Annotated in this window: 5 protein-coding genes; all 5 read right to left on the bottom strand. The window is 72.3% G+C overall.

What is annotated here, in order from left to right:
* Nucleotides 1–28 precede the first annotated feature (28 nt).
* Nucleotides 29–1,717 carry a phytoene desaturase family protein gene (locus ACIPXM_RS15375; protein ID WP_401655386.1) on the bottom strand — a complete coding sequence of 563 codons (1,689 nt, stop codon included), beginning with the start codon at nt 1,715–1,717 and terminating at the stop codon, nt 29–31.
* A complete protein-coding gene (locus tag ACIPXM_RS15370; protein ID WP_401655385.1) occupies nt 1,707–11,369 on the bottom strand; it encodes an amino acid adenylation domain-containing protein in 9,663 nt (3,220 codons plus the stop codon). The genes ACIPXM_RS15375 and ACIPXM_RS15370 overlap by 11 nt, the downstream gene beginning before the upstream one ends.
* 144 nt (nt 11,370–11,513) lie before the next feature.
* Entirely contained in the window at nt 11,514–12,368 is an 855-nt protein-coding gene (locus tag ACIPXM_RS15365) for a sterol desaturase family protein (RefSeq protein ID WP_401655384.1), read from the bottom strand.
* A gap of 474 nt (nt 12,369–12,842) precedes the next feature.
* Nucleotides 12,843–14,597: a discoidin domain-containing protein gene (locus ACIPXM_RS15360; protein ID WP_401655383.1), complete on the bottom strand. Its 1,755-nt coding sequence runs from the start codon at nt 14,595–14,597 to the stop codon at nt 12,843–12,845.
* 118 nt (nt 14,598–14,715) lie between these two features.
* Nucleotides 14,716–18,888, bottom strand: coding sequence for a glycosyl hydrolase family 8 (locus ACIPXM_RS15355; protein WP_401655382.1), 4,173 nt, complete (start codon nt 18,886–18,888; stop codon nt 14,716–14,718).
* Nucleotides 18,889–19,011: the final 123 nt, after the last annotated feature.

The raw sequence follows: 19,011 nt of genomic DNA, 5'->3' as shown, positions 1-19,011 counted from the left end.
CGTCGTGGTCGTGGGAGTCATGACCGGGTCACCTCACCCTGCGGGTCTCTAGCTGGGGCAGGGTGCCGAGCAGCCCCGGATGCCACGGGTCGGTGCCGCCGCGTTCCCAGGCCCGGAACTCCAGCCCGAGCTCCCGGCACAGGTACTGGGTGACGAACCGTCCGCTGGCCGCCGCCCGGATCAGACTCCCGCCGCCGAACCACTGGCCCGCCAGGGAGAACCCGGCCAGGCCGGGCAGCCGCATCCGGTCCTTGTTGATCAGCCCCGTGATGACGTCGTCGGCCGGGGTGAAGGACTTCCAGCCGAGGATGCTGCCGCCCCGGACACCCGTGTACCGCTCGGTGGTCGTCGGGGAGGCCACGTCCACCACCTCGATGGCGTCGCCGATGCCCGGGTGGTGGCGCTCCAGGAAGCCCCGCACGAAGTCGGCGACCCGCTGCTTGCGGGCCCAGTACGCCTTGCGGTCGGTGCGCCGCAGCTCCTTCCAGGACTCGTAGTCGCTGAAGTAGGTGCAGTGGATCACCGACTTGCCGGCGGGGGCGAAGCCGTCGGAGTACCGCGAGCGCATCTGGACGACCATGCTGTTCTGCAGGACACCGGGCAGCGCGGCGCTGTCCTCGTCGGAGAGCAGATAGGTGGTGCTGTGCCGGGCGGCCGGGTCGAGTTCGTCCTTCAGACCGACGAAGGCCGAGACCACGCCCGGGTAGAGGGCGTCGGGCCGGTCCATCATCTCGGTGTAGAGCTTGTCGATCTTCGGGCTGGTGTAGCGCCCGCCGAGCATCCCCTCCAGGGTGGTGACCCCGTCGCAGGCGGAGACCACGTGGTCGGCGAAATGCCGCTCCCCGCCCCGCAGTTCCACGCCGACCGCGCGGTCGTTCTCCACCAGGATCCGCTCCACCCGGGACCGGTAGTCGATGCGTCCGCCGAGCTCCGTGTACCGGTCCTCGACCGACCGCGCCAGGCCGAGCGAACCGCCCTGCGGGAAGCCCGCGTTGAGGTGATGGGCGCTGGCCATGTTGAACAGGTAGGGCAGCAGCGGGAAGACCTCGTGGTCCTGGAAGAAGATGAACGGGAACGCCCGGCGCAGCAGCGGGTCCTCGAAGCGCGCGCAGAAGCTCTCCATCCGGGTGACGGCGGTGCGCCACAGCAGGACGAACGAGGGCAGCACGGTGCGCAGGGTGGCCAGCCGCTCCCGCGCGGACTGGAGCGGCGGCGGGGTCAGGAAGGGGTAGAGGTTGATCCGGGTGAAGGCCCGCAGGTCGCGGCAGAACGCGCGGATCGGGCGGGCGTCGGCGGGCGACAGCTCGAGGAGGTGCGCTTCGAGCCGGTCGGGGTCGTTGTAGAAGGTGACCGAGCGGCCGGTCTCGTCGGTGACGGTGTTGAACATCTCGAAGTTCGCGATGGTCTTCCCGTCGAGCGCGCCGAGCTCCCGCCAGACCTGGCTGGCGTCGTTGTTGGTGCCCGTCCCGGTGAGCCACTCGATGCAGTAGTCGAAGACGTAGTCCTGGCGCGACCACGCGGTGCAGCACCCGCCGGGCAGGACGTGCCGCTCGAAGATCCGGGTCTCGGCGCCGCTCATCTGGGCGTAGCAGCCGGTGGACAGACCTCCGATGCCCGCGCCGATGATGATCACCCGGGGCTTGTCGTTCGTGCTCCGGTCCCGCCCGGGGGACCGGGGGCCCCGGTCCTCCCAGACGATCCTGTCGTTACGCGGCACCGTGCTCGTCCTCCGTGTCCGTCATGGCGTTCCGTGGGGTGGTGACCGTGTCCCGGACGGCCGGCGCGGTCTCGGCCGGATCGGCGAGCGCGGTCAGCACCAGGGCGGCGTTGCGCACCGCGGGCTTCTCGTCGAGCATCTCGGCGTGCTGCCCCGCGCCGCGCACCAGCCTGCTGCCGGTGCTGGAGGCCGCGTGCCAGCTGCCGTGCCGTCCGGCCGCGTAGAGCTCCGCCTTGACCTCGTCCGAGATCACCGTGACCAGCGCGGCCACCGTGCCCAGGTTCGGCGTACGGCCGCAGTACTCCAGGTAGTCCCTGGCCTGTTCGAGGGTCTGCGCGGTGACGGTCTCGGAGCGGGTGTGCCGCCGCAGGTGCTCGCCCAGTTCCTGTTCGAAGGCCGCCACGTGGCCGTCGGGGACCCCGTACTCCTCGGTGATCCGGTACGAGTCCATGATCACGACGTGCGGGACCTCGCGTCCGCGCCGCTCCAGTTCCTTGGCGACCTCGAAGGCGAGGTTCCCGCCCAGGGAGTAGCCCAGCAGGAGGCAGGGCCCCTCGGGGCGCAGCGACTCGACGAGGTCGGCGTAGCGGACGGCTTTGTCGCCGCTCACATGGTTGAAGGCGACGAGTTCGTACGAGGGCAGCCGGGCGGCGAAGTTGCGGTAGACCAGACCGTGGCCTCCGGCGGGCGGGAAGCAGAACAGCAGCGGTCCGCCGCCCGCGTTGAAGGTCAGGTGGGAGAGACTGCCGGAGATCCGGCCGGTGACGACGTCCTCGACGGTACGGGCCATGCCGTGCAGGGTGGTGACCTTGAAGAGCAGGCCGACCGGGATCACGATCCCGAACTCCTTCTGGAGGAGGTGGATCAGCTCGATGAGGGTGATCGAGCTGCCCCCGGAGGCGAAGAAGTCGCTGTGCAGACCGACCTGTTCGATCCCGATGACCGCCTTCCAGTGCGCGGCGACGCGCTCCTCGTACAGCGTGACGGGCGGCTCGTGCTCCTCCTGTCCCGCCGTGGCCTCGGCGTGCGGTGCGGGCAGGGCGTCCGGGTCCACCTTGCCGTTCGGGGTCAGCGGCAGCGCGTCCACGACCACGATGTGCGCGGGGATGAGGTAGGTGGGCAGGTGGGCGGCCAGGTGGCGGCGCAGCGCGCGGGTGTCGGGCCCGGCCGTGTCTGCTGTTTCCGCCGCCGCCTCGGCTCCGGCCGCGGTGGTGGCGCGGACGACGTAGGCGCACAGCGCGGGCCGGCCGCCGCTGTCGGTCCGTACCATCGCGTGGGCGTCCGCGATCCCGGGGAACGCGGTGAGCAGGGACTCGATCTCGCCCGGTTCGATGCGGTGGCCGCGCAGCTTGACCTGGGCGTCGGCGCGGCCCAGCAGATGGATCCGGCCCCGGGCGTCGCGGCGCGCGAGGTCGCCGGTGCGGTACAGCCGCTCGGGGGCGGCGTCCGGACCGCGGTCGAGGGTGAGGCCGACGAAGCGGCGGCCGGTCTCCTCCGGGTCGCCCGCGTAGCCGAGGGCGAGGCCTGGCCCGCCCGCCCACAGCTCGCCGGTGACCCCGTCAGGCACGGGCTCGCGGTGCGCGTCGAGGACGTGGAGCACGCAGTTGGGCAGCGGGGTGCCGATGGGCACGGTGCTGTGGGGGTCGAGCCCGTCGGTGGGCCCGTCGAAGCATGCGCTGTCGATGGTCGCCTCGGTCAGACCGTACGAGTTGATCACCCGGGTGTCCGGGCCGCAGAGCGCGCGGAGCCGGTCGTACTCCGCGACCTTCCAGGTGTCGGACCCGACGATCACCAGCCGCATGAAGTCGAGCCGGTGCCCGCCCTCCTCGCAGTGGGTGATCAGGGCGCGGGCGACGGCCGGGACGAATTCGGCGCAGTCGGTCCCCTCCTGTCGCATCGCCTCGTACAACTGGGCGGCGTTGAGCAGGAGTTCACGATCGGCGAGGACGAGCCGGCCCCCCGAGCAGAGGGCGCGGACCAGGTCACCGGTGAACACGTCGAAGGAGGCACCGGCCATCTGGAGGTGGACACCGGGGGCGGAGTCCAGCGCGTACTCCTCGCGCCAGGCGGCGCACAGGGCCGAGAGCGCGCCGTGCGGGACCCGTACCGCCTTGGGGCGGCCCGTCGAGCCTGAGGTGTGGATGACGTAGGCAGGCGTGTCCGGGCCGACCGGCGCGTCCGGCCCGTCCCCGTCCGCCGTCGCGCCGTCAGCCGTCACGTCGTCCGGGTCCGGGTCCGTCGTGACGTCGGTGAGGAACTCCGCGCCGGGTACGGTCAGCCGCTCCGCGCCCGCCGGGTCGGTGATGACCAGCGCCGCGTCCGCGTTGCCCACCATGAGGGCGAGCCGCTGCGCCGGGTGGTCGGGGTCGAGCGGCAGGTACGCGGCTCCGGCGCGCAGGACGGCGAGCAGGGCGACGACCAGCTCGGGCGACTTCGGCAGGCACACCGCGACGGTCGTGCCGGCCGCACCCCGGGCGCGCAGTCGCCGGGCGAGGGCCGCGGAGGCCCGGTCCAGCTCCGCGTACGTCAGATGGCGGGCCCCCTCTTCCGCCGTACGGGCGGCGGGGACGGTGACGGCGACGGCGTCCGGGGTGCGGGCGGCGGCCCGGGCGAACAGCACGTGGACGGGCGGCTCCTCGGCGAGCACCGGGCCGCGGGCGGACGGCCCGTGCAGGAGGGCGTGCCGCTCGGAGCCGCCGAGCATGTCGAGTCCCGACACCGGCTGCTCGCCGGGGGCGCGGGTCAGCGCGTCCAGCAGGTTGCGGTAGTGCGCGGCGAACCGCTGGGCGGTCTCGGTCCTGAAGAGGTCGGTGTTGTACTTCAGGACGCAGTGGAAGCGGTGCTCGGCCTCGTCCTCGTAGGCCGACAGGGTCAGGTCGAACTGCCCTTCCTCCTCCGGGAGTTCGATGTAGTCGAGGTGATAGCCGTACTGCCGGGAGGACACCTTGTGGGCGAGCAGGATGAACATCGCCTGGAAGACGGCGGAGCGGCTGGGGTCGTGCTGGAGGCCGAGCTTCTCCACCAGCAGCACGAAGGGGTACTCCTGGTGGTCGAGGCCGCCGAGGACGGTCCCGCGGACCTGGCCGAGCAGGTCGGCGACGGTCGGGTCACCGGCCAGGTCCGCGTACAGGGGCAGCGGGTTGACGAAGTAGCCGTAGACGGCGGCGAGATCCTCGTCGGTGCGTCCGGTGACCGGGCTGCCGACGACGATGTCGTCCTGGCCGGAGTGCCGGTGCAGCAGCAGGTAGTAGGCGCACAGCAGCACCACGAACGGGGTGACGTCGTGCTCGCGTGCCAGAGTGTGCACCCGGGCGCTGAGGTCCTCGTCGAGGACGAAGAACTCCGAGGCCCCGTTGTGGGTCTGGACGGCGGGCCGGGGCGCGTCGGTGGGCAGGGCGAGGGGAGGCACCTCGGCGGGCAGCGCGCCGCGCCAGTACTCCAGCATCCGGTCGGCGTCGGGGGACGCCAGGAACTGGTTCTGCCGGTTGAGGAAGTCCAGGTAGCGGGCGCGGACGGGCGGCAGCTCGGTGGTGCGGCCCGCGCGCAGGCCCTCGTACAGGGCGAGCAGTTCCTCGATGAAGGTGAACGTGGAGATCGCGTCCGAGATGATGTGGTGGACCGCCTTCATCAGGACCCAGCGGTCCGGTCCGCGCCGGAAGAGCCGGAAGCGCATCAGCCGGTCACAGGTGAGGTCGTAGGGCCTGCGGTACTCCTCGACGATCAGCTCGCGGATCTCCTCCCACTCCAGGCCCTCGACGTCGAAGACCCTCAGGTCCGGCTCGGTGTCCGGTGAGACGGTCTGGAGCGGGCGGCCGTCCTCCATCACGAAGTTGGCCCGCAGGGCGGGGTGACGGGCCGTCAGGACGCGGACGGCGTCCGCCATCAGCTCCGGGTCGATCTCGGTGCGGACCTCGACCGCCCCGCCGATGTTGTAGGCGAAGCCGTCCGGGTGCAGCTGCTTGAGGAACCACAGGGCCTTCTGGTTCTGGGTCAGCGGGTGACGGGCGGGGTCCTCGTACACCTCCACCGCCGAGCCCGGCCCGTCCGCCGAGGTCCGGGCGGCCAGCTCCGCCGTGGCCTCCTGGAGCTGCCCGGCCAGCTCGCGCAGCGGCGCTCCGCTGAGCAGGGCCACCACGGGCAGGGCGACGCCGGTCTGCGCCTGGATCCTGGCCCGCAGTTCCATGGCGAGGAGGGAGTCGATGCCGAGTGCGCCGAGGCCGGTGTCCACGTCGAGCTGGTCGGCGCTCATCCGGAGCACGGCCGACGCGGCGCCGACGAAGCGGTCCATGACGAGCCCGGCGCGTTCCGCGTCGTCGGCGGCGGCCCGGAACAGGTCGAGGTAGCCGCCCCGGGCGTCCGGCGCGCCGTCGCCCGTGGCGGGTCCGGCGGCGGCCGCGGTCCGGGCAGCCTCGTCGGCCAGGCCCCGCACCAGCGGTGGGGGAGAGGGGTACCAGGCGAGGAAGGCGGGCCAGTCGACGACGGTGGCGATCAGGAGCTGGGCGCGGCCCAGGCCCAGGACCCGTTCGAGGACGGCCGTGCCCGCGGCCGGCGAGAGCGAGCTCATGCCCCGGACGGTGCGGTAGTGCTCGACCAGGCTCAGTTCCTGGATCATGCCGGTCGCCCAGGGGCCCCAGTCCAGGCTGAGCGCGGGCAGTCCGCGGGCCCGGCGGTGGTGGGCCAGGGCGTCCAGGAAGGCGTTGCCCGCGGCGTAGTTCGACTGGCCGGTGGTGGTGAGCAGGGAGGCGATCGACGCGAAGAGGACGAAGTGATCGAGGGGTTCGTCGCGCAGGTGGTGGTGGAGCAGCCAGGCCCCGGCGGCCTTCGGGTCGAAGACGGAGCCGAACGCGGTGCGGTCCATGGCCCGGACCGGGGTGTCCGCCACGTGTCCGGCGAGGTGGAAGACGCCGCGGATCGCGGGGGCGTCCCGGTCGCGGTAGTCGGCCAGCCAGTCGGCCAGGGCCCGCTCGTCGCCGACGTCGATGGCGGCGTGCGTGGTGTGGGCGCCGAGCGCCTCCAGTTCCTTGACGAAGTGGACGCCGGAGCTCGCCGGGGCGTCCGGGCCGAGGGCCCGCCAGGTGGCGCGGTCGGGCAGCTCGGTGCGTCCGACGAGGATCAGGTGCCGGGCGCCGCGCCGGACCAGGTACCGGCACAGCAGCCGGCCCAGTGCGCCGAAGGCGCCCGTGACGAGGTAGGCGCCGTCCGGGCGCAGCCGGGGCGGGATGGGATGGGTGAGGCCCTCGGGGCGGGTGAGGGAGCTGACGAGGCGGCGGCCCGGGCGCAGGGCGACCTCGTCCTCGGACCCGTCGGGGGCCGGAGGGGCGAGGATCTCGCGGAGCAGCGCTTCGGCGTCGGAGGCGCCGGTGCCGTCCGCGCTCAGGGAGCCGGTGCCGCGCGGGCCGGGGCCCGGGAGCGGGGCCAGGTCGATCAGCTTGCCCGGGTGCGCGGTCAGTTCCTGATGGCGCAGGACCCGGCCGACGCCCCAGAGCGGCGCGCCGAGCGGCTCGACCGGGTCGCCGGGGACGGCCGCCATGGCGCCCCGGGTGACGAGGTGCAGGGCGGCGGGGGCGGCCGTCTGCCCCGGGTCGTCCTGGAGGGCCTGGGCCAGGGCGATGACGGAATAGGCGCCGAGGGTGGCGTGCGCGTCGAGGTGGTCCCGGGTGGTGTCGTCCAGTGCGGGCAGGCCCAGGTTCCACAGGTGGACGACGGTGGCCAGGGGTGGTGTGCCCTGGTCGGCGGTGTGGCCGGAGAGGTCGTCGAGGAGCCTGCGGAGGTCGTCGGCGCTGCCGGGGCCGATCCGGGTGTCCCGGCCCAGGGGGTCGAAGGCGTAGCCGTCGCCCGGGCGGACGAGGTGGCAGTGCGCGCCCCGGTCCGTGGCCAGTTCCGCGAGGGCGTCGGCGACGCCCCCGGGGGCGTCCGCGAAGAGCAGCCAGCCGCCGGTGGCGGTCCTGGCCGGGTCATCCTCCACGGCCGCCGGGTCCGACGGGGCGTCGTGCCAGGTGAGTTCGGCGAGCCAGCCGTCGATGGTGGCGGTTCCCACGGTGGTCGACGCCTGTTCGATGTCGGCGGCACGGAACCCGTGGACGTGACCGGCCGGTTCACCGTCCTCGGTGTACAGGGCGATGTCGCCGACGAGTTCGTCGTCCGCGCGCCGGGTGACGGTGGCGTGCGCCCACAGCGGCCGGTCCCCGACCGGGACGACGCGGATCTCGTCGATGGTGAGCGGCAGCAGCATCCCCTCCCCGGCCGGGGTGTCGGCGGGTGGCAGCCCCGCGACGAGGAGGGTCTGGAAGCAGGCGTCGAGGAGGACCGGGTGGAGGTGGTGGTCGGCCGCCCCGGGGCCGAGGTCCACGGACGGCCGGACCAGGGCCAGTGCCTCGCCGTCCGTACGCCAGACCTCGGCGATGCCCTGGAACGCGGGGCCGTAGTCGTAGCCGAGGGCGCCAAGCGTCGTGTAGCAGGCGTCGGCGTCGAGACGGTGCGCGGCCCTGGCCCGTACCGCGTCCCCGTCCAGGGGGAGCGCGCGGGCGGCCCCGGCGCCGCTGCGGACCACGCCCCGGGCGTGGACGCTGGGGGTGTCGCCGCCGCCGGCGATGGTGAAGGCGGAGGATTCGGCGGAGAGGGAGACCTGGACGGGGTGCGGGGCGCCGTCGGACAGGAACAGGGCCTTGCGCAGTTCGATGTCGGCGAGCGAGGCGTCCGTGGCGCCGGTCAGCGCGCGGACGGCCTGGTGGGCCATCTCGACGTATCCGGCGGCGGGGAACAGGGCCCGGCCCTGGATGCGGTGGTCGGCGAGGTAGGGCGCGCGCTCCACGTCGAGGGAGACCTCCCAGCCGGGTTCGGCGGTGGGCAGCCGGTGTCCGAGCAGCGGGTGGTCCACGCGGCCCAGCCGGATCCGTTCGACGGGCGCGGGTTCGGTCCAGTACCGGTCGCGCTTCCACGGGTAGCGGGGCAGCGGGACCCGCTGTCCGCGCGGCTGTACGACGTCCCAGTCGACGGGGCAGCCGAGGGTGTAGAGCGCGGCGAGGGAGGTGGCGAAGCGCAGCGGTTCGTCCTCGGCCCGGCGGATCGACGGCAGGGTGGTGACGGGCGGCTGTCCCCCCGGACCGCCGGGCGCTCCGTCGCGGGCGGCGGCGCATTCCTTGATGGAGTGCCCGAGCACCGGATGGGGGCCGATCTCCAGGAAGGTGCGGTGGCCGTCGTCGAGCATGGCGTCGACGGCGGAGCGGAACCGGACGGTGCCGCGGACGTTGTCCCACCAGTATGCCGCGTCGAGTTCGGGGCCTTCGGCCCGCCCGTCCCGGCCGGTGAGGTAGAGCGGGAGCCGGGCGGGGCGGGGGGTCAGGTCGGCGAGTTCGGCGAGGAGCTCGTCCTTGATCTCGTCCATGGCGGCGCTGTGGTACGGCACTTCGACGTCGAGGAACTTCGCGAACACGCCGTCGGCGCGCAGCGCTTCGGCGTACGCGGTGAGACCGGCCTCGTCCCCGGCCATGGTCAGGGCCCCCGGGCTGTTGACCGCGGCGACCGACAGCCGGTCACCGAACGCGGCGGCCCTGCGGACGGCCTCCTGCTCGGTCAGGCCCACGGCGAGCATGGTGCCGGTGCCCGCCACGCGGTGCTGGAGGCGGCTGCGGTGCAGCATGATCCGGACGGCGTCGGGGAGGTCGTAGACCCCGGCCTCGTAGAACGCGGCGGCCTCGCCCGTGCTGTGGCCGACGATGGCCGCGGGGTGGACCCCGTGGGCCCGCCAGAGGGCGGCCAGGCCGGTCTGGACGGCGAAGTTGGCGGGCTGGGCGAGCCAGGTCTGCGCCATCCGGGAGGTGTCCTGGTCGGCGTTGAGTTCGTCGAGCAGCGACCAGCCCGCCTGGGCGGCGATCTCGCGGTCCACGGCCTCGACGGCCTCCCGGTAGGCGGGCGCGGTCGCGAACAGGCCGCGGCCCATGGCCCACCACTGCGGCCCCATGCCGGTGAACACCCAGGCGGGTGCGGTGTGCGGGGTGTCACGGCACCGGCCGGTCAGCACGCGCGGGTGTTCCTCGCCCCTGGCGTACGCGGCGAGCGCCCCGTCCAGTTCCTCGCGGGACTCGTACACCACGGCCAGCCGGGCGTCGTGGTGCTGCCTGCGGTGGGCGAGGGTGTGGCCGAGGTCGGCGGGGCGGACGGGCTCCGTGCCCGGGTCCCGCGCCGTCAGTTCCGCCCGTACGCCGTCGGCCAGGCCGGGCAGTACGGCGGGGTCGTGGGCGCTGAGCGGCAGGACGCTCGGCAGACCGGCCGGGCCGGTGGCGCCGGGCGGGTGGTCCTCGGGGTCCGGGCGGTCGGCGTCGGCGGGCTCGGGCGCGGCTTCGAGGAGCACGTGCGCGTTGGTGCCGCCGAACCCGAAGGAGTTGACCCCGGCCCGGGCCGGGCCCTCGTGGGCGGGCCAGGGGGTGGGCCGGTCCGGGATGGTGAAGGGCGCGGCGTCCAGGTCGATGGCGGGGTTGACCCGTTCCAGGTTGATGTGCGGGGGGATCAGACGGTGCTTGATGCTGAGCGCGGTCTTGATGAGACCGGCGATCCCGGCGGCGGACTCGGTGTGCCCGATGTTCGTCTTGACGGAGCCGACGTAGCAGGCGGCGCCGGGTTCGCGGCCGGTGGCGAGGGCCCGGGCCAGCGCGTTCGCCTCGATCGGGTCGCCGACCGGGGTGGAGGTGCCGTGCGCCTCGACGTACTGGAGGGCGCCCGGGGTGATGCCCGCGCGGGCGCAGACCTCCTCGATCAGCGCGGTCTGGGCCTCGGCGCTGGGCACGGTGATGCCGTTGGTGCGGCCGTCCTGGTTGACCCCGGTCTCGGTGATCACGGCGTGGATGGGGTCGCCGTCGCGCTGCGCGTCGACGAGGGGCTTGAGGACGACGATGCCGACACCCTCGGCCCTGACGTAGCCGTTCGCCCCGGCGTCGAAGGTGCGGGAGCGGCCTTCGGGCGAGAGGAAGCCGCCCTTGGTCTCGGCGATCGTGTACTGCGGGGCGAGGTGCAGCAGGGTGCCGCCCGCCAGGGCGAGCGAGCTCTCGCCGCGGCGCAGGGACTCGCAGGCGAGATGGACGGCGACGAGGGAGGAGCTGCAGGCGGAGTCGATGGAGAGGCTGGGGCCACGGAAGTCGAAGCAGTGGGACAGCCGGTTGGAGACCATCGTCATCATCGTGCCGGTCGCCGTGTGGGCTTCGAGGGTGTCGAACCGGAGGTCGGAGAACTGCAGGATCTTGTAGTCCAGGGTGAACGCCCCGACGAACACGCCGACGTCCCGTCCGGCCAGTTCGGCCGGCTTCTGCCCGCCGTCCTCCAGCGCCTCCCAGGCCACTTCGAGGAGTTTGCGCTGCTGCGGGTCCATCGCGTGCGCCTCGCGGGGGCTGATGCCGAAGAACGCCGGGTCGAACTCGTCGAACCCGTCGATGTACCCGCCGCGTCCGCCGACCAGCCTGCCGGGTTTCGCCTTGTCCGCGCTGCCCAGGCCCCTGGCGTCGTACCGGTCCGGTGGGGTGGGCGTGATGCAGTCCCGTCCCTCGACCAGGTTGCGCCAGAAGGAGCGGTGGTCGTTGGCCCCGCCGGGGAACCGGCAGCCGATGCCGATGACGGCGATCTTCTCTGCGGGTGCGGGGGACCTGCGGGCTGATCCAGACATGAGTGTTCCTCGGATGTCGAAACGAGCGGGGACGACGGAACGGAGGCGCGCCGGAGACATGCCGGACGGGCCCGGGGCGCCGTGCGGCAGGGCTGGCTGAGGGGAGTGTGGTGCGGGCCGGGACCGGGGTGCGGGCGGGCGCGGTCAGCCGAGCGAGCGGCGCCAGGGGTGGACGAGCGTGGCGAGGATGCGTCCGGTGGCCGGGAAGGACCCGGGGTCGGCCAGGCCGACCGCCACCGGCACCCGGCCGGGGCGCCAGGTGAACGTGCCGAACAACTGGTCCCACAGCGAGAGGTCGGAGCCGTAGTGCCCGGCCTCCAGGAGATCGGTGCTGTGGTGCAGCCGGTGCTGTTCGGGGCTGACGAGCAGATAGTTCAGCGGCCCCATCCGGACCCGGATGTTGGCGTGGACGAAGTATCCCTGCGCGACGACGAACAGCCCGACGGCGAAGACCGCGCGCTCGGAGAACCCGAGGAGCGCGAGGGAGAGCTGGACGAACCCCTGCGAGATGATCACGTCGGCCACGTGGTTGACGCCGTTGTTGGCGACGTTCACCTTGCCGGGCACGTGGTGCACGCCGTGCAGTCTCCACAGCCACGCGAAGGTGTGCCCGGCCCGGTGCACCGCGTAGCTCGCGAGCGAGCCGATCAGCAGCGCCAGCGGGATCTCGCCCCACAGGGGGAGGACCGGGCGGGTGGTGGCGATCGCGCCCACGCCGAGGAGCACGAGGGTCTGGCCGAGCGCGCCCCCGGTCGCCGTGAGCACGTAGTAGACGGCGTAGTACCCCCACTCCCGGCGGTCGGGCCGCCAGGTGGGGTCGTGGGGGATCAGGAACTCCAGTGCCACGAGGAAGCCGAGCACCGCGAACTGGAAGAGAAAGGTGACCATGCCCCGGTCGTATCCCCATAACTCGGCGAGGAGGAAGACGGTGACAGCGGCGAGGAGCAGTACGGGCTGGGCGGACACACCCAGTACGTCTCGCGCCGTGGGCCGGGACATGGAACTCCTCTGGAAGATGACGAGGTGACACGGGGGGATGGCGTGTTCCCCGGGCACAGGAGTGCCGGAGGAGTCATCACAGTATGGATTTCCAAAATTACGGAGCGCAACCAACCCTCTCGGCGTGCGGTATCGCGAGCGCCCGGTTCCGCGATGCGCGCAACCCCCGGGAGTGCATCCGAAAGCTGTCTCAACTGGGAATATTTCAGAGATCGTTGGCGTATGAACGAGAAGTATCGATTCGCCCGGACGTCGCATTTGCGCCACTGTCCGGCGGGCGTCCCACGCGGCGGGGTGGTGGTGCCGGTGGACTTCCAGGTGATGCCGGTGACGAGCCCCGTGGAGAGCGGGGCGAGCTTCTGGAAGGCCGTCTCGCTGAGACCGATGTGCGTCGCCGCGCAGGACGGCCACCTGTCCCCCCGTCGTGCGCCTGGGCGCGACGGAGGGACAGGCGGGTGATCCGTTCCTCGGCGGTCAGGGCGTGACCGGCACGTTGGTCAGACCCGAGGTCGCGTTGCTGACCGTGTTGCTCGCGTACACGACGTTCGGGTTCGCGGTGCACTTCGACGTCGAGGTGATCTTGATGGCGTAGGCGCCGACGCCGCCGAGGTCCGAGCGGTTGCCCCGCCACACATTGCCGCAGCCGTTGGCGAACGACGGCGTGGTGGACGGGTTGTGGGTCTCGTACCCGTTGGCGAAGGTGCCGGGCGAGGCGAACGTCCCCGTGTTGTTCTCGATGAGGTAGCCGACGCCCTTGGCGTCGATCCACGAGTCGGCCGAGTTCTCGCCGGTGATCCCGCGCCCGTCGAAGGTGTTGCCGCGGATCACCCCGTCGAAGGTGCCCTCCTTGATGTCGATGTGCTCGGCGGCGACGTTCGGCCCCAGCCGGTTGTCGAGCACCTGCACCCGGTCCGAGCGGTCCACGCCACCGGTGTTGCCGTGGCAGGACCAGTTGGAGTTCGCCGAACCGATGTAGACGGCCTCCCCGTAGCCGGGCTGCACCAGACCGGTGTCCGTGATCGTCGAGTTCTTGATCACGCCGTCCGACGACGACCGCCGGAAGTGCACGGCCTCGTCCTCGACGTGGTGGACGTTCAGCCCGTCGATCGTCACATGGTGCGAGTTGTCCAGGACGACGCCCTTCTTGGAGTCCTTCACCGTGAAACCGGTCAGCTTCCAGTACGGCGCCCCGTACAGCCACAGCCCGTAGCCGGAGTCCCAGCCGCCGCCCGGCACCGGGCAGGACGGGGCCGTGCCGGACGGGCCGTCGTTGACCAGGACCGCGCCCGCCGGCCCGGTCAGGGTGATCGGCGCCGCGGCCGTACCGGCCTTCTGCGTCACGAACGCGCCCCGGTACTCACCGGCCGCCAGCCGGATCGTCTGCCCCGGCTGGGCGTTCGCGAGCGCGCTCTGCAGCTGCGCCGCCGTGGACACGTCCACCACGGGGCCGCCACCGCCGCCCGCCGAGGTCGTCACCGACAGCGGGGCGCTCCCCGCCGACACGTTCCCGGCCGCGTCCCGCGCCCGGACCGTGTAGCTGTACGCGGTCGAGGCGCTGAGCCCGCTGTCGGTGTACGACGTCGAGCTCGTCGTACCGACCAGGGCGCCGCCCCGGTAGACGTCGTAGCCGGTCACGCCGACGTTGTCGGTGGCCGCCGTCCAGGCCAGGGACGCACTGTTCGCGGTGGTCGCGGTGGTACGCAGACCGCCGGGGACACTGGGCGGGCTGGTGTCGCCGCCGCCCGCGGGCGCGCCGTACACCTCGAACTCGTAGAGCGAGTAGCCGTACGAGGTGCCCCGGGCGGTCCCGTACATCCGGATGTAGCGGCCGGTGCCGCTCACCGTCAGGTCGTCGGTGCCGCCGTCGCCGGACGTCGTCGCGTAGACGTCGGTCCAGGCGGAGCCGTCGGCGGAGGTCTGGATCTTGTACGTCTTGCCGTACGCGGCCTCCCAGCTGAGCTTCACGCGCGAGATCGTGTGTCCGGAGCCCAGGTCGATCCTGAGCCACTGCGGGTCGACGCCCTCCAGGCTGGCCCAGCGGGTGCCGGTCGAGCCGTCGACGGCCAGTGCGGCGGGGAAGGCGCTGGTCTCCACGGACGAGGCCGTGGCGGGCTTGCCCGCCGAGACCAGGGGATCGGCGGCCTGCGCCTGCGGCAGGGCGACGAGCGGGACGGACAGCACCGCGAGCGCGGCGGAGAGCGAGAGCAGGACCGGTCCTCTTCGTGGCATGGCAACTCCTCGGGGAACGAAGGCGGTTCGAGGGCGGTGCGAAGTACAGGGGGAAGGGGCCGTCCGCCCGGCCCGGATGGGCGGACGGACGGCCCCCCGTTCGACGGTCGCTTCCCGGCTACGGGACCCAGTGGTTCCCGGAAGCCGTGATCATGACCTGGAGCTGGATGCTCGCCGAGTAGTAGCTGCTGGTGTCGATCGGGGTCGCCAGCATCTTGGTCCAGAGCGCGTCGAGCCACGCCTGGCTGCCCGGGTCGGTCATCGCCGTCAGCGCGAACGGCGCGAAGAACGCGGCCTCGCTGCCGGACGACAGCTGCGTGCCGTCCAGCTTGTAGCCGATGGCGATCTTGTTCGGGTCGCCGCCGGTCTTCGTCTTGATCCAGCTGTTCAGCTTCCGCGCCGACGCGAGGGACTTGGCGTCACCGCTGGTCACCGCGTCGTCCGCGATCCGCCACGGGGTGCGGCAGGCGTTCCACCAGTACGCGCCGTCGTTCGGGTCCTCCAGGACCTGGCCGGGCGCGGGCTTCGGGGTGCTGTTGGTGTTGACCACGAAGTCCGGGAGCAGCCCGGTGTTCGGCGCGTAGGAGTTCTGCAGGTTGGTGATCTGGGTCTGGTGCGCGGTGCGGATGGTGTCCCAGGCGGCGTCGCCGCTCGCGGTCCGGAACGCCCGGAAGTGGTCGACCATCCAGTCCGAGGTGCGGGTGATGTAGTAGTACTGGTCGCCGGAGCTGCTCCAGTCGCCCAGCTTCAGCAGGTTGGTGCTCGGGTTGATCTCGTCCTTCTTGATGGCCGCGATGTGCTTCAGGGCCAGCGCCTTGTAGTTGTAGGTGCCCGCGCTGCCCCACTGCTTGTCCGCCAGGAGCAGACCGTAGGCGACGTCCATGTCGCCGTCGGTGGCGCCGTCGCTGCCGTTGACGCTCTTGCAGGCGGTGTCCTGCTCGGCGGCGAGCAGATCGGGGTTGATCGACGACGGGTGGTCGATCATCCACTTGGTGAGCCCGTCGAAGATCTTCTTCGCGTCCGGGTCGGCGCCCGCCATCGTCGCGGCGATCACCATGCCGTACCCCTGCGCCTCGGCGACGTACGGGTGGTCGGCGTCCGGCGAGATGACCTGGTACCAGCCGTTGCCGCAGTTCTGCCGGACGAAGGCCGACTTCCAGTTGTTGTAGTAGTCGACGACCTTCTGGTCGAGGGTGGCCTGCGCCCCGGTCGGCTTGAGGATGCCGGAGACGTACGGGCGGGTGTGCCCGCCGAACGGCACGGCCGGACCGCCGCCGCCACCGCCGGGGGTGGTGACGGAGAGCGGGCTGCTCGCCGCCGACACGTTCCCGGCCGCGTCGCGGGCCTTGACGGTGTAGCTGTACGTGGTCGAGGCGGTGAGTCCGCTGTCGGTGTACGAGGTGCCGGGCGCGGTGCCGACGAGGGTGCCGCCCCGGTAGACGTCGTAGCCGGTGACGCCGACGTCGTCGGTGGCCGCCGTCCAGGCGAGGGTGGCGCTGGTGGACGTGGTGGCGGTGGTGCGCAGCCCGGCCGGGGTGCTCGGCGGGGTGGTGTCGCCGCCCCCGCCGCCCGCCGGGACGCCGTACACCTCGAACTCGAACAGCGAGTAGCCGTACGAGGTGCCGCGCGCCGTGCCGTACATCCGGATGTAGCGGCCGGTGCCGTTGACCGTGAGGTCGTCGGTGCCGCCGTCGCCCGCGGTGGTGGACTGGATGTCGGTCCAGGTGGTGCCGTCGTCCGAGGTCTGGATCCTGTACGTCTTGCCGTACGCGGCTTCCCAGTTGAGCTTCACCCGGGAGACGGCGTACCGGGCGCCGAGGTCGATGCGGATCCACTGCGGGTCCACGCCCTCCGCGCTGGCCCAGCGGGTGGTGGCGGAGCCGTCGACGGCGAGCCCGGCCGCGTACCCGCTGCCCTCGACCGAGGAGGCGGTGGCCGGCTTGCCCCTGGAGATCAGCGTCGGCGTGGGCGTGCCGCCGCCGCTCTGGGTGCTGACGGTGAGGGTGCCGCTGGTCGCGGAGGCGTTGCCCGCCGCGTCGCGGGCCTTGACGGTGTAGCGGTACGAGGTCGACGCGGTCAGTCCGCCGTCGGTGTAGGCGGTGGTGCCCGAGGTGCCGACGAGGGCGCCGTCGCGGTAGACGTCGTAGGCGGTGACGCCGACGTTGTCGGTGGCCGCCGTCCAGGCGAGGGAGACGCTGGACGCCGTGGTGGCGCTGGCGCTCGGGGTCCCGGGGGTGCTCGGCGCCTCGGTGTCGCCGGTCGGCGGGGTGCCGGAGGACTTCAGGAACAGCGAGCCCGTGGTGTCCGTGCGCGAGGCGTTGACCCCGGCGTTCGGCGCCTTGGTGTAGTCCAGGTTCTCCTTGCCCGCCCAGTCCAGGATGGTCGAGCCGTTCTCGGAAAGGTGCTGGTAGCTCGCGGCGTCCGCGGCGGAGCTGCCCAGCTGGTAGAGCCGCTGCTTGTCCGGGTAGTACGGCTGGTAGGCGCCGCCGGCGGTGGTCTGCTTGCTCATGTCGTTGCCGTAGAAGACGTTCTGCGGGCCGGTCGCGCCGGACCACTTGACCGCCTTCGGGCCCGCGCCCCACCAGATCGGCCACCAGGTCGAGTCGTCGGGGGCGTCGCCGCCCTCCTCGCCGCAGTTGGCCCGGCAGCTCTTCGAGGAGTTCTCGAAGGCCACCGCGGATCTGTTGTTCTCGAAGAGGTTGCGCCGCTCCCAGCCGCCGTGCAGGTTCATGTCGCTGTCGAAGTCGTTGCCGACGGCGACGTTGTCCGACGCGGACCACTGGAAGGTGAAGTGCCGCAGATTGCGGCTGGTGTTGTAGGCGTAGAGCGAGTCCCAGACCCGGGAGCCGCGGAAGTAGCCGTTGCCGCCCTTGCCCTTGTTCCACGAGCCGTCGAAGGACGACTCCTGGACCTGGACGTTCTTGGCGCTCTCGGTGACCACCGCGTGCGAGCCGGTCATCGAGGTGCCGACGCGCCGGATCCACACGTTCGCCGCCCACTTCAGGACGATGCCGTGCTGCTGGTACTCGGGGGCGATGTTGCCGAAGTTCGCCTTCGCGTCGGCGGGGGTGACGTTGTACGTGCCGCCGCCGAGCTTCGGCATCCCGTTGAGTTCCTGGGTGATGCTCAGGTCCTCGATGCCGACGCCCTGGACGACCTTGAGCGGGGTGACCCGGCTCGGGTAGACGGTGCCGTCGATGGCGGCCGAGCCGTCACCGGTGGAGTTCAGCGGGAGGTCGTACTCCAGCGGCTTGTCGATGGTGAGGTTCTTGCCCGCGGTGTCCACGGAGGCGATCTGGAAGATCTGCTGGCGCATATGCAGGTTCACGTACTTGGACGAGTCCGTGACCGTCTGGGACTGGTAGAACTTCGCGGTGTTGGCCGCGCCGACCCACAGATAGCCACCGGCCTTGAAACGGGACATGTCCGCGTTGGTGGCCAGCTTGATCTGGGTGGTGCCGATCGCCGATCCCTCGCGGAGCGCGACGCCGCTCGCCCAGTGCTGGTTGACGCTGCCCTCGAAGATGTCCTTGCGGTTGGCGGGGGCGGAGGCGTAGTCGCTCGCGTACTTCGGGGACACCTCGCGGGTCTGCACCCGGAGCATGCCGCGCCCGGGCCACTCCCAGCCGCCCTTGCCCGCGCCGTGCGTCATCCCGTCCTCGTCCCAGTCACTGCCGTCGGCGGTGAGGGTGTCGTAACGGGTGTTGGCGTCCGGCCGGAAGGTGAGCGTGGTCTGCCCCATGCCCGCGCCGCGCAGCACCATGTAGTCGGCGTCCAGGGCGAGTTGCCTGGTCACCACGATCCGCCCGGCGGGCAGCGTGATCGACGACAGCTTGGTGTAGCCGGCGGACGGGGTGCAGGTGGTGCGGATGGCGTCGATCGCCTGCTGCAGTCCGGTGGTGGCGTCGCTGCCGTCGGCCTTCACCCCGTACTGGGACGCGAGTTCGGCGGCCGTGATGTGGCAGTTCTGGTCCGGGTTGGCCTCGCCGGAGCCGGGCAGCGCGGCGCCGCCGCGGTAGCCGGCCTTGCTCCAGTCCGGCAGACCGGCCTGCGGGGCGCGGCGGTTGGCGCTGGTGAGGTCGGGCAGCGCGGCGGTGTGCCCGACGGTGGCGGCGGCCCCCGCCTGGGCCGCGGCCTGGGCGCCGGACCGGGGGGCCGCCGCCGAGGCGGGCCCGGCGATCCCGGCGGCCCCGGTCAGGGCGGTGGCCAGGGCGACGGCCCCGGCGAGGGAGCGGCGCCATCGGTGCGGTCGGTCTTCGCGCGCGGAACGTTGCTGATGTGCCAGTGACATCGGGCGTCCTCGGGTGAGTGGTGCACGGGTGGGGGAGGGATCCGGACATCCGGATCCGTGAGTTCCGGGGATCACGTGCAGAGTGGTTAGGAAAACTTCCTAACCATTGCGCGGCAGCGTAGA

It is taken from the genome of Streptomyces sp. NPDC090025 (genome assembly GCF_044748125.1).
Taxonomy (GTDB): Bacteria; Actinomycetota; Actinomycetes; order Streptomycetales; family Streptomycetaceae; genus Streptomyces.
Note: the sequence above shows the minus strand (reverse complement) of the source record. Positions and strands in the feature narration are given on the sequence as shown.

What these genes read in the sequence shown, in the direction of transcription:
- ACIPXM_RS15365 (WP_401655384.1), bottom strand. Translation starts at nt 12,368, where the DNA reads ATGTCCCGGCCCACGGCGCGAGACGTACTGGGTGTGTCCGCCCAGCCC.
- ACIPXM_RS15355 (WP_401655382.1), bottom strand. Translation starts at nt 18,888, where the DNA reads ATGTCACTGGCACATCAGCAACGTTCCGCGCGCGAAGACCGACCGCAC.
- ACIPXM_RS15360 (WP_401655383.1), bottom strand. Translation starts at nt 14,597, where the DNA reads ATGCCACGAAGAGGACCGGTCCTGCTCTCGCTCTCCGCCGCGCTCGCG.
- ACIPXM_RS15370 (WP_401655385.1), bottom strand. Translation starts at nt 11,369, where the DNA reads ATGTCTGGATCAGCCCGCAGGTCCCCCGCACCCGCAGAGAAGATCGCC.